The sequence below is a fragment of the Streptococcus pluranimalium genome, from assembly GCF_002953735.1.
GTDB lineage: Bacteria > Bacillota > Bacilli > Lactobacillales > Streptococcaceae > Streptococcus > Streptococcus pluranimalium.
In genome coordinates, this window is sequence record NZ_CP025536.1 from 1,979,306 (window position 1) to 2,004,259 (window position 24,954).

22 protein-coding genes and 1 pseudogene are annotated in these 24,954 nt (G+C 40.0%); 10 read left to right on the forward strand and 13 right to left on the reverse strand.

What is annotated here, in order from left to right:
- Nucleotides 1-11 precede the first annotated feature (11 nt).
- The 7 genes and pseudogenes from srlE (at nucleotide 12) to C0J00_RS10025 (ending at nucleotide 4,981) form a co-directional block, all read left to right on the forward strand.
- On the forward strand, nucleotides 12-1,013 hold the full coding sequence (gene srlE, locus C0J00_RS09995) for a PTS glucitol/sorbitol transporter subunit IIB (RefSeq protein WP_104968710.1): 1,002 nt from the start codon (nucleotides 12-14) through the stop codon (nucleotides 1,011-1,013).
- 33 nt (nucleotides 1,014-1,046) lie between these two features.
- Nucleotides 1,047-1,412, forward strand: a complete 366-nt coding sequence (locus tag C0J00_RS10000; RefSeq protein WP_104968711.1) for a PTS glucitol/sorbitol transporter subunit IIA — start codon at nucleotides 1,047-1,049, stop codon at nucleotides 1,410-1,412.
- Nucleotides 1,413-1,425: 13 nt separating this feature from the next.
- Nucleotides 1,426-2,124, forward strand: coding sequence for a fructose-6-phosphate aldolase (locus tag C0J00_RS10005; RefSeq protein WP_104968712.1), 699 nt, complete (start codon nucleotides 1,426-1,428; stop codon nucleotides 2,122-2,124).
- 14 nt (nucleotides 2,125-2,138) lie between these two features.
- Nucleotides 2,139-2,327 (forward strand): annotated as a pseudogene (pgi, locus tag C0J00_RS10010) (glucose-6-phosphate isomerase); the annotation flags it as partial.
- Between the two features lie 252 nt (nucleotides 2,328-2,579).
- Complete coding sequence (locus C0J00_RS10015; protein WP_104968714.1) at nucleotides 2,580-2,837, forward strand: hypothetical protein; 258 nt, start codon at nucleotides 2,580-2,582, stop codon at nucleotides 2,835-2,837.
- Nucleotides 2,838-3,097: 260 nt separating this feature from the next.
- Nucleotides 3,098-3,796: a 2,3,4,5-tetrahydropyridine-2,6-dicarboxylate N-acetyltransferase gene (gene dapD / locus C0J00_RS10020; protein ID WP_104968715.1), complete on the forward strand. Its 699-nt coding sequence runs from the start codon at nucleotides 3,098-3,100 to the stop codon at nucleotides 3,794-3,796.
- A gap of 54 nt (nucleotides 3,797-3,850) precedes the next feature.
- Nucleotides 3,851-4,981 carry an N-acetyldiaminopimelate deacetylase gene (locus C0J00_RS10025; protein ID WP_104968716.1) on the forward strand — a complete coding sequence of 377 codons (1,131 nt, stop codon included), beginning with the start codon at nucleotides 3,851-3,853 and terminating at the stop codon, nucleotides 4,979-4,981.
- Nucleotides 4,982-5,031: 50 nt separating this feature from the next.
- Here C0J00_RS10025 and spx read toward each other — a convergent pair whose 3' ends face one another.
- From spx to C0J00_RS10040, 3 genes are all read right to left on the reverse strand, one after another.
- A complete protein-coding gene (gene spx, locus C0J00_RS10030; protein ID WP_104968717.1) occupies nucleotides 5,032-5,430 on the reverse strand; it encodes a transcriptional regulator Spx in 399 nt (132 codons plus the stop codon).
- 271 nt (nucleotides 5,431-5,701) lie between these two features.
- Nucleotides 5,702-6,844 (reverse strand): recombinase RecA, encoded by a 1,143-nt coding sequence (gene recA / locus C0J00_RS10035; protein ID WP_104968718.1) that lies wholly within the window; start codon nucleotides 6,842-6,844, stop codon nucleotides 5,702-5,704.
- A 143-nt stretch (nucleotides 6,845-6,987) separates the two neighbouring features.
- Complete coding sequence (locus C0J00_RS10040) at nucleotides 6,988-8,244, reverse strand: competence/damage-inducible protein A (protein ID WP_104968719.1); 1,257 nt, start codon at nucleotides 8,242-8,244, stop codon at nucleotides 6,988-6,990.
- Nucleotides 8,245-8,620: 376 nt separating this feature from the next.
- Here C0J00_RS10040 and C0J00_RS10045 point away from each other — a divergent pair, with 376 nt between their 5' ends.
- Nucleotides 8,621-9,199, forward strand: a complete 579-nt coding sequence (locus C0J00_RS10045) for a helix-turn-helix domain-containing protein (RefSeq protein WP_104968720.1) — start codon at nucleotides 8,621-8,623, stop codon at nucleotides 9,197-9,199.
- A gap of 144 nt (nucleotides 9,200-9,343) precedes the next feature.
- On the opposite strand, the gene C0J00_RS10050 is transcribed toward C0J00_RS10045, so the two are convergent.
- The 6 genes from C0J00_RS10050 to argR all read right to left on the reverse strand — a co-directional run bounded on the left by C0J00_RS10050 (nucleotide 9,344) and on the right by argR (nucleotide 17,088).
- Nucleotides 9,344-9,895, reverse strand: coding sequence for a DNA-3-methyladenine glycosylase I (locus tag C0J00_RS10050; protein WP_104968721.1), 552 nt, complete (start codon nucleotides 9,893-9,895; stop codon nucleotides 9,344-9,346).
- Between the two features lie 35 nt (nucleotides 9,896-9,930).
- Nucleotides 9,931-10,524 carry a Holliday junction branch migration protein RuvA gene (ruvA, locus tag C0J00_RS10055; protein ID WP_104968722.1) on the reverse strand — a complete coding sequence of 198 codons (594 nt, stop codon included), beginning with the start codon at nucleotides 10,522-10,524 and terminating at the stop codon, nucleotides 9,931-9,933.
- Between the two features lie 9 nt (nucleotides 10,525-10,533).
- A complete protein-coding gene (locus C0J00_RS10060; protein ID WP_104968723.1) occupies nucleotides 10,534-11,757 on the reverse strand; it encodes an MDR family MFS transporter in 1,224 nt (407 codons plus the stop codon).
- Between the two features lie 37 nt (nucleotides 11,758-11,794).
- A complete protein-coding gene (mutL, locus tag C0J00_RS10065; protein WP_104968724.1) occupies nucleotides 11,795-13,768 on the reverse strand; it encodes a DNA mismatch repair endonuclease MutL in 1,974 nt (657 codons plus the stop codon).
- Between the two features lie 315 nt (nucleotides 13,769-14,083).
- A complete protein-coding gene (mutS, locus tag C0J00_RS10070; protein WP_104968725.1) occupies nucleotides 14,084-16,639 on the reverse strand; it encodes a DNA mismatch repair protein MutS in 2,556 nt (851 codons plus the stop codon).
- 11 nt (nucleotides 16,640-16,650) lie between these two features.
- Nucleotides 16,651-17,088, reverse strand: a complete 438-nt coding sequence (gene argR, locus C0J00_RS10075; RefSeq protein WP_104968726.1) for an arginine repressor — start codon at nucleotides 17,086-17,088, stop codon at nucleotides 16,651-16,653.
- 154 nt (nucleotides 17,089-17,242) lie between these two features.
- Here argR and argS point away from each other — a divergent pair, with 154 nt between their 5' ends.
- Both argS and C0J00_RS10085 read left to right on the forward strand, forming a co-directional pair.
- Nucleotides 17,243-18,934 carry an arginine--tRNA ligase gene (gene argS, locus C0J00_RS10080; RefSeq protein WP_104968727.1) on the forward strand — a complete coding sequence of 564 codons (1,692 nt, stop codon included), beginning with the start codon at nucleotides 17,243-17,245 and terminating at the stop codon, nucleotides 18,932-18,934.
- 270 nt (nucleotides 18,935-19,204) lie between these two features.
- Nucleotides 19,205-19,651, forward strand: a complete 447-nt coding sequence (locus C0J00_RS10085) for an organic hydroperoxide resistance protein (RefSeq protein WP_104968728.1) — start codon at nucleotides 19,205-19,207, stop codon at nucleotides 19,649-19,651.
- Between the two features lie 50 nt (nucleotides 19,652-19,701).
- Here C0J00_RS10085 and C0J00_RS10090 read toward each other — a convergent pair whose 3' ends face one another.
- The 4 genes from C0J00_RS10090 to hisS form a co-directional block, all read right to left on the reverse strand.
- Nucleotides 19,702-20,574 (reverse strand): YitT family protein, encoded by an 873-nt coding sequence (locus C0J00_RS10090; protein WP_104968729.1) that lies wholly within the window; start codon nucleotides 20,572-20,574, stop codon nucleotides 19,702-19,704.
- 273 nt (nucleotides 20,575-20,847) lie between these two features.
- The gene (locus C0J00_RS10095) at nucleotides 20,848-21,786 is read right to left on the reverse strand and encodes a YitT family protein (RefSeq protein WP_104968730.1); all 939 of its coding nucleotides are present in this window, start codon (nucleotides 21,784-21,786) and stop codon (nucleotides 20,848-20,850) included.
- A complete protein-coding gene (gene aspS / locus C0J00_RS10100) occupies nucleotides 21,779-23,530 on the reverse strand; it encodes an aspartate--tRNA ligase (protein ID WP_104968731.1) in 1,752 nt (583 codons plus the stop codon). The genes C0J00_RS10095 and aspS overlap by 8 nt, the downstream gene beginning before the upstream one ends.
- 110 nt (nucleotides 23,531-23,640) lie before the next feature.
- Nucleotides 23,641-24,918, reverse strand: a complete 1,278-nt coding sequence (gene hisS / locus C0J00_RS10105; RefSeq protein WP_104968732.1) for a histidine--tRNA ligase — start codon at nucleotides 24,916-24,918, stop codon at nucleotides 23,641-23,643.
- Between the last annotated feature and the right edge of the window lie 36 nt (nucleotides 24,919-24,954).

A 24,954-nucleotide genomic window follows, 5' to 3' on the forward strand; every position in this document is an offset into this window, starting at 1 on the left:
GGAGGATAATCATGACATATAATAGTATCAAAGTTGTTAAAGGTAATGGCGGTTTTGGTGGACCACTTGTGATCAGCCCTACTGAAGAAAAACATAAATTCATCTATATCACAGGTGGTGGTGAAAAACCAGACATTGTTGATAAAATCGCTGATCTAACTGGCATGGAAGCGGTCAATGGATTCAAAACATCAATTCCTGATGAAGACATTGCGCTAGCTATTGTAGACTGCGGTGGCACACTACGTTGTGGCATCTATCCCAAAAAGGGCATCCCAACCATCAACATCGTTGCAACTGGAAAATCCGGTCCTCTAGCACAATATATTACAGAAGATATTTACGTGTCAGCTGTCGGTGTCAACCAAATAAGTGCTACCGAAGACAGTCTTACGAATGTTCAAAAACAAACTGTTGCTGAACCCTCTACTGAAAAAACAAATTCTTATGATACAAGTAAGAAAATCACCGAACAACGTGCTGAAAAAAGCTTTGTCGCGCGTATTGGTATGGGAGCTGGTAAGGTCGTTGCAACCTTTAACCAAGCCGCTCGTGATGCCATCCAAACAATGCTAAATACAATTCTTCCTTTTATGGCTTTCGTATCACTCTTGATTGGTATTATCAATGGTTCTGGTGTTGGTACTTGGATTGCCAATCTATTAGCACCCCTAGCAGGTAATATTTGGGGACTGGTTATTATTGGTTTTGTTTGTTCACTACCATTTCTATCTCCTCTCCTAGGTCCTGGTGCAGTTATCTCACAAATTGTTGGGACTCTTATCGGAGTACAAATTGGCAAAGGGAATATTCCACCTCAAATGGCTCTTCCTGCTCTATTTGCTATTAACACCCAAAATGGTTGTGACTTCATCCCTGTAGCATTAGGACTTACAGAAGCTGAAGCAGAGACTGTAGAAGTTGGGGTACCTTCTGTGCTTTATTCTCGATTCTTAAATGGTGTCCCTCGTGTACTTGTCGCATGGCTAGCAAGCATTGGACTCTACCAATAATCATAATATTAACTTTTTAGAAAGAAGATTACTATGTCAACTATTTTTAACACTACCGTAACAGCAATCGGTCCTGAAGCAGAAGGGATGATTGAAGGCGCTAACATGCTCATCCTTTTTGGAGAAGGGGCTCCAGCTGATTTAGCAGAATTTTGTTTTACCATTAACAATAAAGACCTTTCTGGGGCAATACAGATTGGCGGAACTGTTTTTATTGATGAATTAGCCTTCCCTATAACTTTTGTCGGAGAAGTAGTTGAGAAAAATCTTAAAAATTTAGGACATATTACAATTAGTTTTGATGGCTCAACAGAAGGCTCCTTGCCTGGGACATTACATGTTTCAGCTAATCATTTACCTAAGCTAACTCTTGGCACCAGTGTGAAAATTACTTCTTAAGGAGAATATAGGTATGGAAATACTACTTGATACAGCTAATATCGAGAGAATTGAATCTCTTCAAAATGTATTGCCCCTAAAAGGTATTACAACCAATCCATCAATTCTAAAGAAGGAAGGTGAGATTGATTTCTTTAAACATCTCCGAAAAATCAGGAATATCATTGGACTTGAGCAAACTCTCCATGTTCAAGTCACAGCCACTACTGCTGAAAAAATGATTAAAGAAGCTCAAGCTATCCGAGAAGGTATTGACCCATCGGTATACATTAAAATTCCTGTGACATATGAGGGACTAAAAGCCATTAAAGCTCTTAAAAAACAAGGTGTCAATATCACTGCGACAGCTATTTATACAAAACTACAAGGCTTTCTAGCTATTGCTGCTAATGCCGATTACTTAGCGCCGTATTATAATCGCATGGAAAATTTAGGAATAAATGCAGAATCAGTTATGTCATCTCTTCAAAGAGAAATCGAGCGAACGAATAGTCAAAGCAAACTACTAGGAGCGAGTTATAAAACGATTGAACAAATAAATGGTACATTTGATGCGGGAGCACAGGCTATTACAGTCTCTCCCGAACTCATTGAACAACTTCTATTATCAAACACAATCGTCCAAGCAGTTGAAGACTTTCAAGAAGATTGGAAAGTTATTCACGGAGAACAAAGTATTGATGACCTCTTTCATAAACGGCATAATATCTAGATTGACATAAAATAGAACAAAATGAATTCGCACTTGGCTACACTATCTACTTCTTCGAATTGGCAATTGGTCTTTCAGGTTACCTCAACAGCGTTAACCCATTTGACCAACCAGGTGTTGAGGCCTACAAGAAAAACATGTTTGCCCTCCTAGGCAAACCAGGATTCGAAGACCTCGGCGCAGAACTGAACGCACGTCTTTAATATAAATAATATATAGAAATCAAGAGGCTCTTTTGAGGCTCTTTTTTGATTAAAAAAATCCTCATAAATCTTTTCATATCAGTATTGACAAGGTATATATATAATTAGATTTGGAAAAAATTTGATACTTCTAAAGGAGTTTATGATGAAAAAAGTTGGTAAAGAAGAATTAGTAAAATTTTTAAAAGACTATCGTGACGAGTTAAAAACTGACACTGATAATATAGCTAACGGGATTTAGATGAGGTTTTTATGAGTAACTTTGGAAAAGGATGCTTGTACATTATTATCTGCCTTGGTTTATTTTTAGGTATTCTAAAATTCATTCTTGGCGAATATTTGGAGATGTTATTATTTCCAATCACTATGTTCTCCCCTATAATCATTTTAGTTTGTTTAGGGATCTTTGGCTCAGTTCTATCTGAACACATCAAAACTGGAAAATGGTTAGGACTTGGAGCTATCTTTGGAAATATTGCTAATAATAAGATAAAGCAGATGCTAGCATGAAATCAAATAAAAGTTATAAGAAGAAAAAATTCAAACGAAAAACCCAATCATTGATAAGACAGTAGAGTTTATTTCCCCATAAAGTGATGACATCGGAGACGATTTAATGAGTGCTGAAGAATATCAAGCATTTCAGGAATTCCTTAAATGGAAAAAAATGAATAGTTCAAATAAAGAAGTTGAATAAGCTTCTTTTTATATTCTTTCAAATTTTCTGACTATTTGTTATAATAAAACTATTAACTGCCAAGGAGATTATGATGACTGCTCAAAAAATGACTGCTCAAGAAATTATTGCCTACATTAGCAATGCCGAAAAGAAAACAAATGTTAAAGTAACCTACGCTGGACAAGTAACAGCTGAGATTCCTGCCTCAGTTATTCAACTTAGTAATGTTCTTTTTGGAGATTGGAAAGATATCGAACCACTCCTTGAAGGCATGACTGAAAACGTGGATTATGTTGTTGAACAAGATGGTCGTAACTCTGCGGTTCCCCTCTTAGATAAACGTCACCTCAACGCTCGTATCGAACCAGGTGCTATCATTCGTGACCAAGTTACCATCGAAGATAATGCCGTTATTATGATGGGGGCTATCATCAACATTGGTGCTGAGATTGGTGCTGGTACTATGATTGATATGGGTGCCATTCTCGGTGGTCGTGCAACCGTCGGTAAAAATAGCCACATCGGTGCTGGAGCCGTTCTTGCTGGGGTTATCGAACCTGCTTCCGCTGAGCCTGTCCGTGTTGGTGACAATGTTCTAGTCGGTGCCAATGCTGTTGTTATTGAAGGTGTGCAAATTGGTAACGGTTCTGTTGTTGCAGCAGGTGCCATTGTTACCGAAGATGTTCCAGAAAGCGTTGTTGTTGCTGGGGTTCCAGCTCGTATCATCAAAGAAATCGATGCTCAAACGCAACAAAAAACGGCATTAGAAGATGCCCTTCGTAACCTCTAAGAACTAAGAAAGCTGAGCTATGCTCAGCTTTTATCACAAGTAGGAAATATTATTATGGCTTTAGATTTAATCCAAATTAGACGTGACCTCCACCAAATCCCTGAAATTGGCTTAGAAGAATTCAAAACCCAAGCCTATCTCCTCAAAATAATTGAAGAATTGACCCAGGACAAACCCTTCGTCAAACAAAAAACTTGGCGTACTGGAATCCTTGTTTTTGTAGAAGGCTATAACGCTCAGAAAACCATCGGTTGGCGAACAGATATTGATGGTCTGCCAATCATCGAAGAAACAGGACTGGATTTTGCCAGTCAACACGATGGTCGTATGCACGCCTGTGGCCACGATATGCACATGACACTAGCCTTAGGCCTTCTTGAGGAGCTGACACAAACCCAACCTAAAGAAAACCTTCTCTTCTTATTCCAGCCAGCTGAGGAAAATTTTGCGGGTGGGATGCTTATGTATGAGGATGGTGCCTTTGGCGACTGGAAACCGGATGAATTTTACGGACTCCATGTGAGACCAGACATGAAAGTCGGTGATATTGCAACCAATACGGGAACACTTTTTGCAGGAACTTGCGAAGTCAAAATCACCTTCAAAGGTAAAGGTGGTCATGCTGCCTTTCCACATCAATCAAATGATGCCTTAGTTGCGGCTGCTTACTTTATCACTCAAGTGCAGACCGTTGTTAGCCGCAACGTCGACCCTATCGAGGGTGGTGTTGTGACCTTTGGTGCTATGCAAGCAGGGACAACAAACAATGTTATTTCCGAAACTGCCTTCATGCACGGAACTATTCGTGCCCTAACACAAGACATGAGCCTTCATATCCAAAATCGTGTCAAAACGATTGCTGAAGGGGTTGCTGCTAGCTTTGGTATGGAAGTCGATATTATTCTCAACCCAAGTGGCTATCTGCCTGTTGAAAATAACCCGTTATTGGCTCAGGAGTTAATGATGTTCTTCCAAAATCAGCCTGAAGTCAACCTTATCAACTGCCCACCAGCCATGACTGGTGAAGATTTTGGTTATCTCTTGCATAAAATCCCCGGTGTCATGTTCTGGCTTGGTATTGATACCCCCTACCCCCTACATCATGCAAAAATGAGTCCAAATGAAAAATCTCTTGCATTCGGTGTTAAGCACATATCAACATTTTTGAAACAAAAAAGTTATTAACAAAAAAATACTTCGTTGACATCAACGAAGTATTCTTTTCCTGTTATATCTTATAAAGCTGCGCGCAAACGAGCTTGTTCATTCTCGACGTTACGAATATTGCGTGGCAAGAAAGCACGAATATCATCTTCCTTATAGCCCACTTGAAGACGTTTATCATCAATTAAAATAGGGCTTTTCAGAATACGTGGATTTTCCTGAATCAAATCAATCACTTGGCTGAGACTGAGTTCATCAATATCACAGTTCAAAGCTTTTGCGTAACGATTTTTGGATGAGACAATACTCTCAATCCCATTTTCAGTTTTAGCCAAAATAGCCAATATTTCTTCTTTTGTTAGTGCTTCTTTTCCTAAATTCTGTTCTTTATAAGGGAGCTTGTGCGCATTGAGCCAAGTTTTTGCCTTTTTACAGCTCGTGCAACTTGAGATGGTATAAATTTTAATCATGTACATTCTCACTTTCTATCCCATGATGGTATCATTATAGCATGCACGTCTTTTCAAATACATAGGTCTTGCGACCTATTTTTTACTTTGTCAAGAATTTACTGTAAAAACTGCGAAAAAACTTAAACATTTCTTAACTGAAAAAGAAGCCAAGTTGCCTTGGATCCTTTCTCAGCTATTTATGGCGAAAGAAATTCTCAATAAATCTTACTTGTTTGATGAGCTCTCTCATTTCTAGGCTCATAAAAAAACAGTCCACTGGACTGTTTTTTTACTCCTCAATTTCAATACCACCATCAAGATCTAAGACGAGTTCGTCCGTCTCTACTGATTTAGCATCTTCTGCTGGTAGTTCATCACCTTCTGGCGCCTCAATCATTCCAAAATGCACGCGCACTTTTTGATCGATTTCGTCAAAGATGGCTGGATTTTCTGCCAAGAATTTCTTAGCATTTTCAGACCCCTGACCAATCTTTTCACCATTGTAAGAGAACCAAGCACCAGCTTTTTGAATAATATCTAAATCGCTTGCAATCTTAACCAATTCTCCAGTACGTGAAATCCCTTCACCATACATAATTTCCACAAATGCTTCTTTGAATGGTGGTGCAACCTTGTTTTTAACAACCTTGATTTTAGTTTCCTTACCAACGTTTTGGTCTTTCTTATCACCAGTTCCCTTGATTTGCGTGTTACCACGAACATCCAAACGAACAGATGAGTAGAATTTAAGGGCACGTCCACCAGGTGTTGTTTCAGGATTACCAAACATGACCCCAACTTTTTCACGCAATTGGTTGATAAAAATTGCAATCGTTTTGGTTTTGTTAATAGAAGCTGATAGTTTACGCATGGCTTGGCTCATCATACGCGCTTGCAAACCAACATGGCTATCACCGATATCACCGTCAATTTCAGCGCGAGGAACAAGAGCCGCAACAGAGTCGACAACAACCAAGTCAACGGCACCTGAATCAATCAATTTACCAGCGATTTCAAGACCTTGCTCTCCAGAATCTGGTTGAGACAAGAGCAATTCATCAATATTAACCCCAAGCGCTTGAGCATACATAGGATCCAATGCGTGCTCAGCATCGATAAAGGCAGCAATCCCACCTTCTTTTTGGGCTTGAGCAACAGCATGAAGCGCAACGGTTGTTTTACCAGAGCTCTCAGGACCGTAGATTTCAATGATACGGCCTTTAGGGTAACCACCTGCACCAAGGGCAATATCAAGTGCCAATGAGCCTGAACTCATGACTTGAACTTTCTGCTCAGCACGTTCGCCAAGTTTCATGATGGCTCCCTTACCGAAATCCTTTTCGATATTTTTAAGGGCATCATCGAGCGCCTTTTGACGCTCCTCACCAAATTTTTTAGAAATATCATCTAATTTTTTTTGTTTTTTAGCCAAAATAGTCTCCTATATTCTTAAATAAACTAACTGCCAACTATCACTGTTGGCTACAAAATAGTGTTACCTAATTATTTCCACACTTATCCACAGAAACAACCAAAGTATCAGCCTTTCTATTATACCAAATTAAGCGGATATAATCATGCTAGCAATGCTTGTCGAACCATATTTAAAGCATGCAAGACAGCAATATAGCGAATGTCTGAACGACTACGACCTCCGATATGAACTTTTTTGACCATGACACCCGCTTCACTGGCTAAGCCTATAAAGACTGTACCAACTGGCTGACCCTCAAGCTCATCAGGACCTGCCACACCCGTTAGAGAAATCGCTAAATCTGCTCCAACCTTTTCACGTGTAGTCTCAGCCATCGCTCTAGCCGTGAACTCACTCACCACACCATGCACCTTTAAGTCAGCCTCAGCAATACCCAAGATAGAAGCTTTTTGTGCCAAGCTGTAAGTCACAAAGCCACCTTCAAAAATCTCAGACGCCCCTTGGAAATCAGCAATTGTCGACTGAAAGAGCCCTGCTGTCAGACTTTCTGCTGCTGTAACCGACTTACCAGAAGCCTTCAACAAGTCAACCGTCACCTGCGCTAAAGAATTTCCCTCACCATAGCCATACAAATGGTCTTTTAGGGGCGTGTTATCCAAACCAGGTGTCGCTAAGATTTGCGCTTCTAGTGCATCCAACTTCAGATCAGCTGCTTGTTGATTTTTCGCCTTGGTTGACAGCCTCAAGGTCACTTCACCAACCTTGGCATAGGGAGCAAGCGTTGGGTCTGTCTGCTCTTCAATCATATCTGCTAAGACCGTCACCAACTGGCTTTCACCGATACCAAAGAAGCGAAGAACGCGGGAATAAAGCTGTTCACCACTTGTGGATAGGAGGGGTAGCAAACCTTCTTGTACCATAGGCTTCAATTCGCTCGGTGGACCAGGTAAAACGACATAAGTCACACCATCAACCGTCAAGATACCGCCAACAGCAAGTCCTGTGATGTTTTGAATAGGTGTTGAGTCTTCCACCATCTGAGCCTGACGTTCATTATTGGGCGTGCGGCTGTATTTCGGACGCGACGCAAAGAATTGATCCAATTTCTGATTGGCTTTCTCATCAAAAACTAAGTTACGTCCCAAATATTTAGCCAAGGTTTGCTTAGTCAAATCGTCTTCTGTAGGTCCCAGGCCACCACAAAGAATAACCAAATCGCTACGTTTACTAGCCATGTCAATGACTGATAGAAGTCTTTCTTCATTGTCTCCAACAGCTGTTTGGTAATAAACATCAATACCGATTTCTGCCATTTTTTCTGACAAATACTGGGCGTTGGTATTAACGATTTGTCCAGTTAGGATTTCTGTTCCGACTGCAATTAACTCTGCTTTCATTTACCCACCTACTTTACTATTCGAAAACTTGTTTACATTTTAGCATAAATTGCTAAAAATTATTCTTTTGGGTTCAATCACTGGATTGTCAATCATTGTGATAAACTACTAGACCACTTCCCAAAAATTTGAGAATATCACCAACTTTTAGCATTTCCAAGTAAACACATACCCTAATGTAGCAAAAAACTCCCAGTCCTTAACGATCCTAACCTAATCTCTAAAAATCCTAAATTTTGATGGATTTACAGAATTGTCAACATATTGTAAAGATGAACATGTCACTAACCTTTTGAATTACGACATGTTAAAAAGATTTGCTAGCTTTAACCTAGCAAAATAACTATAATAAAGTCATAGTAAAGGAGGGCAAATCATGAAAATTGGTCAACATATCTATCAGTTAAGAACTACCCAGAATCTCACTCAAGAAGAACTAGCAAGCAAGGTTTATGTTACCAGACAAACCGTTTCCAACTGGGAACGCGGTTACTCTTATCCTGATCTGCAAAGCATCACAAAACTAGCTCACCTATTTGACTTAACAGTCGAACAACTCTTAAAAGATGACTTATCTCAAATAGAGAGGACCTTAAAAATGAGAACACAAGATTACTTCAATACCTTAGCTAGTGAATTGACACTGGCTATTCTATGGTTTATAGCGACAACGATTGCATTATTTTACTTTTTCCAAGTGGATGGTCTCATCGCTGCGCTGATTGTGTGCAGTCCTTGGCTAATTTTAAAAGCAAGTCAAGTCGAAAAAATCAAGCTGCATTACAATCTAGAAACCTATCAAGAGATTTCGGATTTCATGGCTGGAAAAATAAAACCAAGTGCCCTTTCAAAAGATATTAAACGGCACAAAATGATTTTTAAATCACTACATTTTTTACTTGCTGGTATCTTAGGATTTTTGATCACCTATTTCCTAATAAAACTAATCACCTAAAACCAGTCCAGCAAGCTTGCTGGACTGGTTTTTCTTATCTTTAAATGGATCAATTGCCTTTAGAGACATCAAGGGATTTCGTTCTTGACCGATTAGCTGCAATCAAATGGGGTTGACTTACATATGACTCTCTAAAGCTAAATATTATTTCCAATCACAATCATTCTCATGGTCATTGACTAATCCGGCTGCTTGAAGAAAAGATTGAACAGCGACAGGTCCTACAAACTTGAAGCCTGCTTTTTTGAGAGCCTTAGACACTTTTTCTGATAACTCTGTTTTAGCTGGCGCTTGACGATAATCTGGCACGTCATGATTTTCAGTAACACCATCGACAAAGGACCAGATATAATGATCAAACGAGCCGTGAGCTTTTTGAATATTTAAAAAAGCTTGCGCGTTTGATCTGGTTGCATACAATTTCAGACGGTGACGAATGATGGCTGGATTCTCCAATAGTTTATCCAGTTCGTCATCTGTCATTTGAGCTACCTTCTCCATATCATAATCATAAAAGGCGTCGTGGAAAGCTTGACGCTTATTGAGAACAGTTTCCCATGATAAACCTGCCTGATAGGTTTCCATGCAGAGCAACTCAAACAAAGCCTGCTCCTCATGAAGTGGCTTACCCCACTCTTGATCATGGTAGGCGATATACAGAGGGTTTGATGCTTTAACCCAAGAACAACGTTTCATGTGAAACCTCCATCGTTTTACAGCTCTACTTCTTATTATTTCATCAGCATTTTAAGAGCTGATTTAATGTATTGTTCTGCTGTCTCATTAGTTCCCTCAAAGAAGGCTTTGATTTTCTTGAGTTCACTTGCTTTGTAACCAAGTGCCAAGAGGGCTTCCATAGCTTCATCCAACTGTTCATTGGTCGCAACAGTCTTAGTTTTAGGCGCCTTACCATTTTCCATTGGGGCATCAACAAATTTGCCAGCTAAATCAAGAATCATTTGCTGGGCTGTCTTTTTCCCAATTTTAGGGAATTTCATAAGGTACTTGATGTCGCTGTTATCAATAGCATTAACAAGACCTTCATTATCATCCACAGCTACAATAGCAAGAGCCGTCATTGGCCCAATACCTGACACCGAAATCAGCTTGAGAAAGACGTCTTTTTCCTCATCAGAGTGGAAACCAAACAAAAGGTGAGCGTCTTCTCTAACCACATGGTGTAAGTAAATTTGAACGTCTTGATTGACACTCTCTGAAAAAGAGTAGGGATTGGCTACATAGATAATATAACCCAAACCACCTGCTTCGACCACAATAAACTTAGCGGTGATTTTCGTCAATTTTCCTTTAATATAATCGTACATGAATTCTCCTTAAGAAAGATGATGCAACTTAGCAGAATGCACCATAAGATAAAGTCCTAGCGAGGCAATAATGATAAAGGTCAACTGAACCCCTAATACCCCCGTAAAATCGCTGAGCGAGACCATAGCACCAGCAATAATCATCCCCAAAGGCTGAGAAATGGCTAGAAAACCTGAGTAAGAGCCAATCTTGTTCTCGTCCATCATCTTGACACGGAGGACCTGACTTGCTGGAATGTAAATCATCTCACCTATTGTATAAACCACCGCTGCAAGCATGATTGGTAGCAAGGTCTTGAAAGTAAGTGCCGCAAAAATCCCTGTCGCAAAAGTGCTAGCTCCTAATATCAACTGAGGCAACAGTTTCATTTTCTCTGTCAAACGGTTAAATGTCGTCATCAAAAGGACAATCAGGACGGTGTTGATAAGTACTGCCAAACTAAGCAACTTAGGTCCACTGATAATAATGCCAAAGAGATCAGTTTCCTGATACAAGGTTTTATAGTGAATCGGCAGGTAGTTATCAATCTGTCCCCAAACTGCCGCAAAGAGGATGGTTCCCATAGTGTAAACCATGAAAGTCTTATCTTTGATAACTTCGCTATAATTTTTAAAAGTAGCCAATACTCCTCGACCATGAGCAAAAACAAAATCTTCTGGACGCGTTTCTTCAAATTTCCAGAGCATAATCAGGTATGAAAAGGCTGCAATAGCTGTCATGACGAGAAGCAATTCGAAGAAATGATGGTCATAGAAAACACCTGCAATGCCTGCTCCCATCATAACAGCTACATTAATCAGCCAGTAGTTGATTGTATAGACAAAGCGACGATTTTCCTCGGTCGTCAAGTCAATCAACATAGCTTCATAAGCAGGATGGGCAAAATTGGACGCCACTTCTACAATAAAAATCCCCACAAACGTCAAAACAGGCTCAACATGTCCTGGGAGATTAGCAAAAGTTGTTAATACGTAACCCAGTAAGACCCCTAAATTGCCGAGATCCGTTACTTTTTTACGACCTAGTGAATCCGATAAATGTCCACCGTACAAGATGCCAATAAAACTAACAACCTGCGTCACAATAACGAGTAAACCCGTGATAAAAGCTCCAAAATACTGAACATAATACATGGACATAAACGGAAAAATAGCACTTCCTAAAATGATAGAAATAAAGCGCAATTCTTCCCGCCACTGCAATTGCTTGGGCAGGGTAAAAAATTCTTTCATAATCTCCCTTTACAACTAAGTTGACAATATTGTAAACCTAATATTTTCCTAAATCCCTTAAACTGGTATGATTTTCCTGAATCCTTCTAAACATTTTTTCCATATCCGACGATGAAAAGTTAATCAAAACAGGACGTCCATGTGGACAATTATAAGGATTTTGACACTTAGACAATTGGTAAATTAAATTTCGTGCAGAATAATCATCAATAATGTGATTAGCCTTGATTGATCGTTTACAAGACATCATGATAGCAAGTTCAGCTCGATACTTTTTGATTGAAACCTCATTAGTCAACAATAGCATATCACACATCTCATAAACCCCAGACTCAATCTCCTCTTCCTTCATCCAGATAGGATGCTCACGCAAGATAAAGGTGTTATCCCCATAGGCTTCAAGATAGATACCAACCTGATTCAGAAGGGGCATTTTCTCTTGTAAATTCAAAAAGTCAGCCGCGGAAAATTCAAACAAGTAAGGTACTAAAAGTTGTTGTAACGAACTGTCAACATCACCGATTTTATCACGATAGTACTCATACTTAACCCGTTCTTGAGCAGCATGCTGGTCGATGATATAAAGACCGCCCTTACCTTGGGCAAAGAGGTAGGTTCCATGCATCTGACCAAAATAATCTAATTCTGGAAAAGTTGACGTTTCTTCATTTTCTAAGTTTTCAATTAAGCGATTGATTTTGGTTTTATTTTGAAAATCAAGACTACCATGTTCTTCATTTTCAAGAAAATTTTGGTTACGCTCTGCAAATTTGATATTGGGACTTTGGTTGACAGTAACTTTGTCAGGGTTGTCAATTTGATTGACGTGGTTGTCAACGTCGTCAACTTCGACTCGGTCAAATTGAACAGGCTCTTCTAAAACACTTGGTCTTTCAACAAAATCCTGTTTCTCAGCATCGTAATAGATATTAGATTGTTTCAATGACAAGCTAGTTTGAATAGGTTTGTCGGCTTTACGAGTAGCTGATTTAGCTAAATTCTCCAAAGCATCTGGAATTAAATCCTGTTCTTTAAGCGATTCCTTAATGGCTGTACTAATCAAGGCCATCAATTCACGCTCTTTTGAAATGCGAACTTCTTGCTTTGTAGGATGGACATTAACATCAGCAAGGTAAGGGTCAATCTGAATATCAACGACAGCAATCGGAAAACGTCCCACCATCAACTTGGAGCCATAGCCATCCAAGATGGCACGGTTTAACAAGAAATTCTTGATGTATCGCCCATTGATTAAAAGCGTAATATAATTACGATTGGCACGTGTTAACTCAGGCAAACTAACATAGCCCGAAACTTCAAAGTCTAAATCAGCTGTCGAAATCTCAACCATTTTCTTGGCTGTGTTAAGACCGTAAATGCCCGCAATAGCTTGTCTTAAATCCCCTGTCCCAGCGGTCTGAGTAACCTGGCGGCCATCACTAGTTAAGGTGAAAGCAATATCAGGATGAGCCAAACTCAATCGGTTGATAATATCTACAATATGCGCCAATTCAGACTGCAAACTTTTTAGGTATTTTAGACGAGCAGGTGTATTGTAAAAGAGATTCTCAACCGAAATCTTAGTCCCTCTGGGACGTGAAATTGTCTCAATAGACTCGATATGACCACCTTTTGCAAATAAGGCTGTTCCGCTAGCCTCATCTTCGCTTGCAGTTTCCATGGTCAAATAGGAAATAGAGGCTATGGAAGGTAAGGCCTCACCGCGAAACCCTAGCGTTCTAATACGAAATAAGTCAGCCTGATTTTTGATTTTACTGGTGGCATGACGACGTAAACTCAACTCTAGGTCATCACGACTCATTCCGATGCCATTATCGGTAATAACAATTTTTTGCAGTCCAGATTCTTCAATATCAATGCTGATTTGGTTGGCTTCTGCATCAATGGCGTTTTCCACCAACTCTTTGACAACACTAGCAGGTCGTTCAATGACCTCACCAGCAGCAATCTGATTGGCTAAAATTTCTGGTAATTCAATAATTCTACTCATACTGACCTCGCTTTACATTGCTAACTATTATATCACAAATAGGCAGTCATCTTGGACATTAAAAAGGGAAGCATAAAGACCCCCTTTAACTAAAAAAGATTCGTTTTCCCACCCTGCATAGCTCAGAAGATCTCCTAGATCTTTTGAGGTTTCAGATAGAAAAAGCATAGCTTTTATCTACGGTTCTAGGTCTAGCTCCGAGCGTAACGCGCGAACGAAACAGCCATTCAACCACTGCGTTAGGATGTTAAAACGAACTCTATTTTGAAAGGTTGGACTTTTTGCCCAGACTCTTTTGAGGTTTTTTAGAAACCATCATAGTAGTTTTTTTAATTCGAATAAGGTATTCATAGCTTCCATTGGTGTCAGATTGAGAACATCAACTTCTTCAAGTCGAGCCGCTAATTCTGAGTAAGCCTCATCTGAAAAAAGAGAGAGTTGCCCTACTGGTTCTTCCACAAGATGATTTGCCATAGACTCAGATTGAGACTCTGTTTTTAACGTCGCCGAATGGCTCTCTAAATCTTGCAAGATATGATCAGCCCTTGTTAGGACAGAAGACGGTAAACCAGCAATCTTAGCCACATGAACACCGTAAGACTTGTCAGCTGGGCCTTCCGAGATTTTATGGAGGAAGGTCACCTCTCCTTTCTCTTCTAAGGTTGCAACATGGACGTTGACAAGTCTTGTCAATGTTGTTGACAAGTCTGTCAACTCATGATAATGCGTAGCAAACATAGTTTTTGCCTTAATCTTGTTATGGATATGCTCAATAATAGACTGTGCCAAAGCCATTCCATCATAAGTTGCTGTCCCACGCCCCAATTCATCAAAGAGAATTAGAGAGTCTACAGTTGCACGTTTAATGGCCTGATTAGCTTCCATCATTTCCACCATAAAGGTTGATTGCCCTGAAATCAGGTCATCTGCAGCACCAATACGAGTAAAAATAGCATCGAAAATAGGTAAATTGATGGTCTCAGCTGCGACATAACCACCCATCTGAGCCATGACTACTGACAAGGCTAACTGCCTCATATAGGTTGATTTACCACTCATATTGGGGCCCGTAATCAGTTGAATACAGGTCTCTTGGTCAAAGTGGATGCTGTTTGGAATGTAAACTTGAGTTCCCATAACTTTTTCAACAACCGCATGTCGTCCTTCAACGATTTCAATAAGATGTTGGTCATTAAAGATAGGTCGTACATAATGATTGGTTTCAGCCACGACCGCTAAACTTTGCAAGACATCAACCTTTGCTAAAACTTTTGCCAAGGTTTGCAAACGATCGATATAGGTTTCCACACGCGCTCTGATACGCATAAAAATCTCATATTCTAAATTGGCAGATTGCTCACGTGCCTCAAGCATATCCCCCTCAATCTTAGCTAATTCAGCTGTTCCGAAGCGCTCAGAGTTTTTCAAGGTTGCTTTTCTAAAGAAATAATCAGGTACAAGTGATAGATTAGAATTGGTCACATGGAAATAGTAACCATCCTTTTTATTATAATCGATTTTAAGGGTAGAGATACCAGAAGCTTGACGTTCCTTGGCTTCAATATCCGCAATCCAAGCTCGTCCTTCTTTCATGACCTTACGATAGTGGTCCAAGGTTTCATCAAAGCCAGTTCGAATAATACCACCCTCTGAAATGGTCGCAGGGGCATCTGGGTCAATAGCTAAGCAAATCAAAGATTCTAAATCAGGAATGCTGTCAATCTCACCGTCAACCTTGTCAATAATATCGACTTCAAAAGCTGATAAAACAGCTTTTATAACTGGAACCTTTGCCAAGGTATTTCCTAATTGTAAAAGATCCTTAGGAGAAGCCTTTCCAAAGGACACACGGCTGGCCAAACGCTCAATATCATAAACCCCTTTTAGACTTTCCGTTAAATCACTACGATTGATAAAATCATCTAAAAAGGCTTGAATAATATCCTGGCGTTCTTCAATGTCTTCAAAACGGATAAGCGGACGGTCAATCCATTGGCGCAAGAGACGCATTCCCATGGCTGTCTTGGTCTCATCAAGGAGCCAAAAAAGACTTCCATGTTTTTTCCCAGTGCGAGCATTCTCCAGTAAATCCAAACTAGACTTAGTAGCATAGGTCATTTGTAGGTAATCCTTAACCTCATAATGCACCAAGGTCTGAATATGCTTGAGTTCTCTCATTTGAGTCCGATGCACATAAGAAAGTAGCTTTGAAGCACTGGCCTGTTCCAGAGTATTCAAATCATCTGAAATCAAATCGCTGTCTTCAAAAACTTGACTTTCATAAGATAAAATCAAATTCATCTGCTTAACAAAGACTTCCTTGTCCTCATCTGTCAGTTCAAAACCAATAACCAGTTCTTTCGCCCTAAGATTCTGGATTTCACTTTTGACTGTTAGAAAGTCAGTCAGAAGCGTAACCATAAACTCACCAGTTGCCAAGTCCATATAGGAAAGTCCGTACTGATTACCGTCAAAGTCTAATGACACCAAAAAGTTATTGGCACTATCTGGCTTGCTCGAATCCACTGCCGTCCCCGGAGTAATCACCTGAACAACATCACGTTTAACAACACCAACAGCTTGCTTGGGATCCTCCATCTGCTCAGCAATTGCGACCTTATAACCCATTTCTACCAAAACATCGATGTAGGCTTGAGCAGAATGATAGGGAACACCTGCCATCGGAATCGGATTCTCAGCATTTTTATTACGACTAGTCAAGCTAATCTCTAAAATCTGAGCCGCCTTGACCGCATCCTCATAGAATAATTCATAGAAATCCCCCATGCGAAAAAGTAAAAAAGCATCTGGATAGTCAGCTTTAATATCCAGATACTGTTGCATGCCAGGAGAAATTTTTTCTTTTACCATGGTTAATCCTTCTACAGTTGTGCTGAGATATCTTGGTAAATTGCTTCTGCAGTCTCCTCATTCTGACAAATGACCAAGAGGGTATCTGCTCCCGCAACGGTACCTAAAATATCTTTTCGATTTTCTTGATCAATCGCATTGGCCAACACGTCTACTTCCCACAAATTGGTACTTAGCACTAACATAAATTGTACTTTAGCTATTTTATTTATCAAAGGAGCTATTTGACTCCCAAAATGACCTGTGACATGATCTGTCAAACTATAATAAAGTTTGCCGTCTTCGCTACGCAACTTTATCAAACCAATTTCACGTAAATCGCGTGACAAGGTTGCTTGAGTCACAAAGATAGCTTTTTCTTCAAGGTAAGCCCTGATTTCTTCTTGTGTCCCTATTTGATGGTTTTCGATAAGACGTTTTATTTCTTCTTGTCGCTGTACTTTACTCATGTTACATCCTCTATATCAAACTCGTACTAAAATTATATCAAAAAAAAATGCTATTTTCAGCATTTATCAAATTTCCTATAAATTCCCCTAGACTACCAAGTTTTAGCTAAAAATATGTTAAAATAGTTGTGAGAAAAAAATAACAGGAGATATCATGACAGATAAACAATTAATTGCTTCAGAACTCTCCAAGGTCTTAACAGACTTGGATCAAGAAGCTATTGAAAATTTACTTGAAAAACCTAAAAATGCTAGCATGGGAGACCTTGCCTTTCCAGCTTTTTCATTAGCGAAAGTCTTGCGTAAAGCACCAAATATGATTGCAGCTGAAATCGCTGAACAAATCAATGCTTCTGCTTTTGAAAAAGTCCAAGCTGTTGGTCCGTACATCAACTTCTTCCTGGACAAAGCAAAAATTTCAGGACAAGTCCTTTCTGATGTCATTGAACATGGTAGCCACTACGCTGACCAAAACCTTGGGAAAGGTCGTAATATCGCTTTTGACATGTCTAGCCCTAATATCGCTAAACCATTCTCAATTGGTCACTTACGTTCAACCGTTATCGCTGATAGTTTGGCTAATATCGTTGAAAAATTGGGCTACAAACCTGTTCGTATTAACCACCTCGGCGACTGGGGTAAACAATTTGGGATGCTCATTGTTGCCTACAAAAAATGGGGAGACCAAGCTACCGTCGAAGCCAACCCAATTGCAGAACTTCTAAAACTTTATGTTCGTATCAATGCTGAAGCTGAAGACAATCCATCGCTTGATGAAGAAGCTCGTGAATGGTTCCGCAAATTGGAAGCTGGGGATGAAGAAGCCGTTGCTCTCTGGCAATGGTTCCGTGACGAAAGTCTAGTAGAATTTAACCGCCTTTACAAAGAACTTGATGTTGACTTTGATTCTTACAATGGCGAAGCCTTCTACAACGATAAGATGGACGAAGTCGTTGATCTTCTAGAAGAAAAAGGGCTCCTTCAAGAATCGCAAGGTGCCCGAGTGGTTAATCTTGAAGAATATGGTATTGAACATCCAGCTCTTATCAAAAAATCAGACGGTGCAACACTCTATATCACACGTGACTTGGCTGCAGCTCTTTACCGTAAACGTACTTATGATTTTGCACAATCCATCTACGTTGTTGGAAATGAACAGTCTGCCCACTTCAAACAACTCAAAGCTGTTTTGAAAGAAATGGATTACGACTGGTCAGATGATATGCACCACGTAGCATTTGGACTTGTTACCAAAGAAGGTAAGAAATTATCAACTCGTAAAGGTAATGTCATCCTTCTTGAGCCAACTATCGCTGAAGCGGTTAGTCGTGCGCAATCTCAAATAGATGCTAAAAATCCTAACCTTCCTAACAAAGAAGCTGTTGCACATGCTGTTGGTGTTGGAGCTATCAAATTCTACGATCTCAAAACAGACCGTATGAATGGTTATGACTTTGACCTTGATACCATGGTTTCTTTTGAGGGTGAAACAGGACCTTACGTTCAATACGCTCATGCTCGTATCCAGTCAATCTTGCGTAAAGCAGACTTCAAACCAACAACAGAAGCCAGCTATAGCCTCTCTGACAACGAAAGCTGGGAAATTATCAAGTTAATTCAAGACTTCCCACGCGTTATCAGACGTGCCTCAGATAACTATGAGCCATCAATCATTGCGAAATTCGCTATCAACTTGGCCCAAAGCTTTAACAAATATTACGCGCACACACGCATTCTGGATGACAATCCAGAACGTGACAGTCGTCTTGCTCTCTCATACGCAACCGCAACTGTCCTCAAAGAAGCCCTTCGTCTCCTTGGCGTTGAAGCACCTAATGAAATGTAATAAGCTAAAAATCACGTCTTGTAGACTGCACCCCAAATGTTAGACATCACATCTAACCATTGGGGTGTTTTTTATAAAACTAATCGTATGGAGATAAATTAGTAATATATCATTAAAAAATGCGAGATCAAAAGAAAGACATTGACAAGGATGTCAACCTACTCTATCCTTTAGTATAAGCTTTTGTAGATTTACTCAAACCTCTAATCACATCATCTGCCTTTTGATGATGAAAATGTTATAATGAGGTTAGAAATAGGAGGTACTGATATGTCAAATTATCAAAAAATCTATGAAACTTCTGCTGTTAACACTGGCGGTCGTAGCGGTATTAGCTATATTGAAAACAGTAGTTTTCAAGTCACAATCTCAAGCCCTAAAGAAATGGGTGGCGATGGCAATGGTACAAATCCTGAACAATTGTTTGCACTTGGTTATTCAGCTTGTTTCAATAGTGCTTTGGAAGTTGTCCTTGGACTAGAAGGTATCAAAGCTAAATCAATGATTACCCAACGCACACAACTTCTCAAAGCAGACGGTCCTGATTTCAAACTCGGCGTTGAAATCGAAGTCTCTGTTGATGGTAAATCAGCAGATGAAGCTAAAGAGCTCGGTGAAAAAGCTCATAAAGTATGTCCTTACTCTAAAGCGACACGTGGCAATATCGATGTTACCATCATCGGTGTTGACTATGATGCAAGTAAGGAAGCTAGATAAGCTTATATCATTTAAAAGAAGGTTGACAACTCTGTCAACCTTCTTTTTTACTATTTATCATAATTTTTTCGTCTAATTTTGAAATCCGAAGACACTACTTCGTCGATATTTAGAACTGAAATAAAGGCATCTGGATCTAGTTCTGCCAAAATATCTTTGACGTCACGAACTTCATTAGGATTCAAAACGACATAAAGAACATCAAAACCACGTCCAGTATAGGCACCCTTACCTTGCAAATAAGTTACCCCTCGATTAATTTCTTGTAAAATAGCTGAAGCAGCCTTGTCTGATTCCTTGGTGATAATCAGCATACCACGAACCATGTAACCACCATTTTGCACAACTGTCAAAACTTGACTAAATACAAAACTAGCTATCAAGGTATAAAGCATGTGTTTGAAATCGATATAAACTAAGGAGGATGATAAAACCAAAACATCAATCAAAAGTAAGGTTTGTCCCAGTTTCATCCCCATCTTTTCTTCCAAAACGCGACCAACAATGTCTGTTCCGCCAGTCGTAGCACCATATCGAAAGACAATCCCACTACCTGTCCCTGCAAAAATACCAGCTATAATCGCGACCAACATCATGTCGTCCTGCAATCCCAACTCAATTGGAACACGTTGCCAAATCCATATAAATATTGACATGGTCACCGTTCCATAAATGGTTAATAGCAGTGATTTTTTGCCAAAAACATGAGCTCCTAAGACAAACAAGGGCAGGTTAATGAGCAATGATGATAAAGCAGGATCTACACCAAAAAGGGCATGGAGAATCAAGGTAATCCCTGCGACCCCACCTTCAGCAAGATGATTTGCCATGTTGAAATTCACAAAACCAAATGTATATAACGCTACACCCAACGTAATCCAAATCAGATGAATGCTATCTGACAAATGCCACCTAAACTTCATATTGATACCTCTTTTTGATAATCATATTTTATCCTTATAAAAAGAGCAAAAAGCTCCTTTTACTATTCTATTTAAGAATCTTCAAATAGAGAAAACTCACCTAAATATTTATCAGACAAACCACTGAATGCTGTCCCATTTTAGCCTAATTTAAAAACTTTTAAAGTATCTTTGTTTTTACCATTACCGAGTCTGATTTAAAACAGATAACTCCTAACAGCATCGCTCTTTCAATTCTGGAATCAGGTTGGAACAGTCTATCCCCAGACTGTTCTAATCATCATTAAATCTTCCGATAATCTGGACGTTTTCTGATATGGAGACAAAAGCTCGCGGATCAGCTTTTGCCATAAGTTGTTTAAAGTCAGTATATTCTTCCCGAGTTATAATAGCTAAAAGAACTGCCTTATCCTCCTTTTTATAGGTCCCCTGAGCATCATTAATAGAGGTTACTCCACGGTGCAATTTCTTATGAATCATAGCCACTACACGATCAGGTCTTGATGTCACAATCATGGCCTGCATTTTCTTTTGCTTAGTATATACAGCATCTGTAACACGACTAGAAACAAAAATAGTAACCATAGAATAAAGAGCATATTGCCAACCGAAAAGAATTCCAGCAAAAATCATAATGACCCCATTGACGATGAGGGAAATACTCCCAACATTGCGCCCTGTCTTTTGACGAATCGTCAAAGAAACAATATCGGTACCACCACTGGAAATTCTAGAACGAAGTCCAACTCCTACACCCAATCCCATGAATAAGCCACCAAAAATAGCATTAATCAAGGGATCTGTCGTCAAGGTCACTTGTGGCATAAGATAAATAAAGAAGGAACTCATGGAAACAGAGATGAAAGTAAAAACAGTAAACTTATGTCCAATAGTGTACCAAGCCAAAATCAAAAGCGGAAGATTGACCGCATAAAAGGTCAAAGAAATTGGAGCTGCATGCCCAAAACTTCTCTCTGTCAAAGCGGAAATGACCTGCGCCAAACCCGTTGCACCACTAGAATAGACATGCCCAGGCTGGAAAAAGAAATTCACAGCGATACTAGACAACATACCATAAAGCAGAGAAGCTGAAATCTTCTCTGCATATTTTTCTTTAGAAATACTTCGTAAAGTACGCCACAAACCAAATCGCTTGGCAACAACGTTTATCTTGTACCTTATTTTTTTAAGAAAAGTCGTTTTTTTAGTCATTTAACTGTAATTGTAAGGCTAATTCTTCAAGTTGCTTATCAGCAACTACGCTCGGTGCCTGGGTCATCGGGTCAGTTGCTTTATTATTTTTAGGGAAGGCAATCACTTCACGGATATTATCCTTACCAGCCAAAAGCATGACAAAGCGGTCAAGACCAATAGCCAAGCCACCATGTGGAGGGAAACCATAATCCATAGCTTCTAACAAGAAACCAAATTGCTCATAGGCATCTTCTTCTGTAAATCCGAGTGCTTTAAGCATACGTTCTTGCATGTCTTTTTGGTTGATACGGAGGCTACCGCCACCGAGTTCATAACCATTCAAAACAATGTCATATGCGACAGCACGAACGTTGGACAATTCGCCCTCAAGTTCATGAGCTGACGCTTGCGTTGGCAAAGTGAATGGGTGGTGGGCTGACATGTAGCGCCCTTCTTCTTCAGACCATTCAAACATTGGCCAGTCAACCACCCAAAGGAAGTTGAATTTAGAGTTGTCAATCATGTCAAGTTCTTTGGCGATTCGGCCACGTAAAGCACCAAGTGTATCGTTGGCTACTTCAAGTTTATCAGCAACAAAGAGCACCAAGTCATTTTCTTCAAGTTGTAAAGCATCTGTTAACTTATCTTCAATGCTTGTTAAGAATTTAGCAACTGGACCAGCAATCGCACCATCTGTCACTTTGATCCATGCAAGACCCTTAGCACCAAATTGTTTAGCAAATTCAGTCATCTTATCGATATCTTTACGAGAATACTTATCCGCATTTTCCTTAACCACAATGGCTTTGACCGCAGGAGCTTCTGAGAAAACCTTGAAATCAACATCTTTGACAACTTCTGTCAAGTCTTGCAACAACATGTCAAAACGGGTATCTGGTTTATCAGAACCATAACAGTTCATGGCATCATCATAAGCCATACGTGGGAAAGGAAGGGTAACGTCAATTCCTTTAGTATCTTTCATGACTTTAGCAATCATACCTTCAACGATATCTTGAATTTCTTGCTCATTGAGGAAGGACGTTTCTAAATCGACCTGTGTAAACTCAGGTTGACGATCACCACGTAAGTCTTCATCACGGAAGCATTTAACAATTTGGTAATAGCGGTCAAAGCCAGCATTCATGAGCAACTGTTTAGTAATTTGCGGACTTTGTGGAAGGGCATAAAAATGACCTTGGCTGACACGAGATGGCACAAGATAATCTCGTGCTCCCTCTGGAGTTGACTTGGTCAACATTGGTGTTTCAACGTCGATAAATTCAAGCTCATCCAAGTAGTTACGAATAGAGTGCGTTACTTTAGCACGTAGCTTGAAGTTTTCCAACATTTCTGGACGACGAAGATCCAAGTAACGGTATTTCAGACGATTATCATCAGAAACATCTACACCATCTTTGATTTCAAAAGGTGTTGTTTTAGCAGTATTTAGTACCGTCAAAGCACTTACTTTCAACTCAACTGCACCAGTCGCCAGATTGTCATTGGCTTGTTGGCGAGCTTCAACAGTTCCTGTAACCTCGATAACGCACTCGTTACGAAGGCTTTCAGCAGTTGCCATCACGTCACTTGAAACTTCTCCAGGATTAATCACCAACTGCATGATCCCCTCACGGTCACGTAAATCGATAAAAATCAAGCCACCTAGGTCACGACGGCGACCCACCCACCCTTTGAGGGTAATTTCCCATCCAATGTGTTCACTACGAACACGACCAGCATACATACTACGTTCAGTCATTTTTTTCTCCATGTATCAGTATTTCATACGCGAGGCGTATCGTTCCATATCATTGTACCAAAATATAAGAAAAAGTCCCACCATATCAGAGGGACTTTCTTGGAATATCTTTAGAGTAATTGTTCGAGGACAGCCGCAAAGTTACGACTAATCTCTTCAAAGCTAACGGTAACTTCCTGACGAGTGCTATTATTTTTGAGGGTGACTTGCCCAGCTTCAACTTCGCTACCACCTAAAGTCATGATTGTTTTAGCTTTAAAGACATCTGCTGACTTAAATTGTGCCTTGATTTTACGTCCTAAAACATCACGTTCTGCTGTAAAGCCTTGTGCTCGAACAGTCTGAACAAGCTCTAAAGCTTTGCTATTAGCTTCAGACCCTAAAACGGCGATGTAAAGATCCATTTCTGATGAAATGGGAAGCTCAATCCCCTGCTTGTCAATAATCATGAGCAAACGCTCCAAACCGAGACCAAAACCAAAACCAGGTGTCTCCGGGCCACCGAAATACTCAACCAAACCATCGTAGCGACCACCGGCACAAATAGTCAATTCAGATTTGTCAATCCTTGTGATGAATTCAAAAATGGTGTGGTTATAGTAATCTAGTCCACGAACCATATTGGTATCAATCACGTAAGGAATGTTAAGAGCTTCTAGCATAGCACGAACCTCATCGAAATGCGCTTGACTCTCCTCATCCAAGAAATCCAAGATAGACGGCGCATTTTCCACCGCAATCTTATCTTCTTTCTCTTTAGAATCCAAGACACGAAGAGGATTCTCCTCCAAACGACGCTGGCTATCCTTAGACAAACTATCACGCATAGGTGTCAAGTAATCGATCAAAGCTTGACGATAGGCCTGGCGGCTCTCTGTATTGCCAAGACTATTGAGATGGAGAACGACATCCTTAATGCCAAGTTCTGTAAAGAGCTGATAAGCCATGGCGATGGTCTCTACATCTGTCGCGGGGTTGCTTGATCCAAAGGCTTCAACACCAATTTGGTGGAATTCACGCAGGCGACCTGCCTGTGGACGCTCGTAACGGAACATAGACCCTATATAGTACATCTTGACAGGCTTTTGAATTTCTGGTGCAAAGAGCTTGTTTTCTACGTAAGAACGCACAACAGGAGCTGTTCCTTCAGGACGAAGGGTAATGTGACGATCACCCTTATCATGGAAATCGTACATCTCCTTAGTAACAATATCCGTTGTATCACCAACTGAGCGTGAAATGACCTCATAATGTTCAAACATTGGCGTGCGAATTTCACCGTAATTGTATTTTTTAAAGGTCTCACGCGCAAAATTTTCAACGTATTGCCATTTGGCGCTATCTGCAGGAAGAATATCCTGCGTTCCTTTAGGTTTTTGAAGTTTCATAATCTAAGATACAAAGGTCGTCAAATCCGACTGAAA

Coding starts and splice junctions, on each gene's coding strand:
- C0J00_RS10000 (WP_104968711.1), top strand. CDS start 1,047: ATGTCAACTATTTTTAACACTACCGTAACAGCAATCGGTCCTGAAGCA.
- C0J00_RS10060 (WP_104968723.1), bottom strand. CDS start 11,757: ATGAAAGAATTTTTTACCCTGCCCAAGCAATTGCAGTGGCGGGAAGAA.
- dapD (WP_104968715.1), top strand. CDS start 3,098: ATGACTGCTCAAAAAATGACTGCTCAAGAAATTATTGCCTACATTAGC.
- hisS (WP_104968732.1), bottom strand. CDS start 24,918: ATGAAACTTCAAAAACCTAAAGGAACGCAGGATATTCTTCCTGCAGAT.
- C0J00_RS10085 (WP_104968728.1), top strand. CDS start 19,205: ATGTCAAATTATCAAAAAATCTATGAAACTTCTGCTGTTAACACTGGC.
- spx (WP_104968717.1), bottom strand. CDS start 5,430: ATGATTAAAATTTATACCATCTCAAGTTGCACGAGCTGTAAAAAGGCA.
- C0J00_RS10095 (WP_104968730.1), bottom strand. CDS start 21,786: ATGACTAAAAAAACGACTTTTCTTAAAAAAATAAGGTACAAGATAAAC.
- C0J00_RS10015 (WP_104968714.1), top strand. CDS start 2,580: ATGAGTAACTTTGGAAAAGGATGCTTGTACATTATTATCTGCCTTGGT.
- C0J00_RS10045 (WP_104968720.1), top strand. CDS start 8,621: ATGAAAATTGGTCAACATATCTATCAGTTAAGAACTACCCAGAATCTC.
- srlE (WP_104968710.1), top strand. CDS start 12: ATGACATATAATAGTATCAAAGTTGTTAAAGGTAATGGCGGTTTTGGT.
- C0J00_RS10050 (WP_104968721.1), bottom strand. CDS start 9,895: ATGAAACGTTGTTCTTGGGTTAAAGCATCAAACCCTCTGTATATCGCC.
- C0J00_RS10025 (WP_104968716.1), top strand. CDS start 3,851: ATGGCTTTAGATTTAATCCAAATTAGACGTGACCTCCACCAAATCCCT.
- C0J00_RS10090 (WP_104968729.1), bottom strand. CDS start 20,574: ATGAAGTTTAGGTGGCATTTGTCAGATAGCATTCATCTGATTTGGATT.
- argS (WP_104968727.1), top strand. CDS start 17,243: ATGACAGATAAACAATTAATTGCTTCAGAACTCTCCAAGGTCTTAACA.
- C0J00_RS10040 (WP_104968719.1), bottom strand. CDS start 8,244: ATGAAAGCAGAGTTAATTGCAGTCGGAACAGAAATCCTAACTGGACAA.
- ruvA (WP_104968722.1), bottom strand. CDS start 10,524: ATGTACGATTATATTAAAGGAAAATTGACGAAAATCACCGCTAAGTTT.
- argR (WP_104968726.1), bottom strand. CDS start 17,088: ATGAGTAAAGTACAGCGACAAGAAGAAATAAAACGTCTTATCGAAAAC.
- C0J00_RS10005 (WP_104968712.1), top strand. CDS start 1,426: ATGGAAATACTACTTGATACAGCTAATATCGAGAGAATTGAATCTCTT.
- mutS (WP_104968725.1), bottom strand. CDS start 16,639: ATGGTAAAAGAAAAAATTTCTCCTGGCATGCAACAGTATCTGGATATT.
- mutL (WP_104968724.1), bottom strand. CDS start 13,768: ATGAGTAGAATTATTGAATTACCAGAAATTTTAGCCAATCAGATTGCT.
- aspS (WP_104968731.1), bottom strand. CDS start 23,530: ATGACTGAACGTAGTATGTATGCTGGTCGTGTTCGTAGTGAACACATT.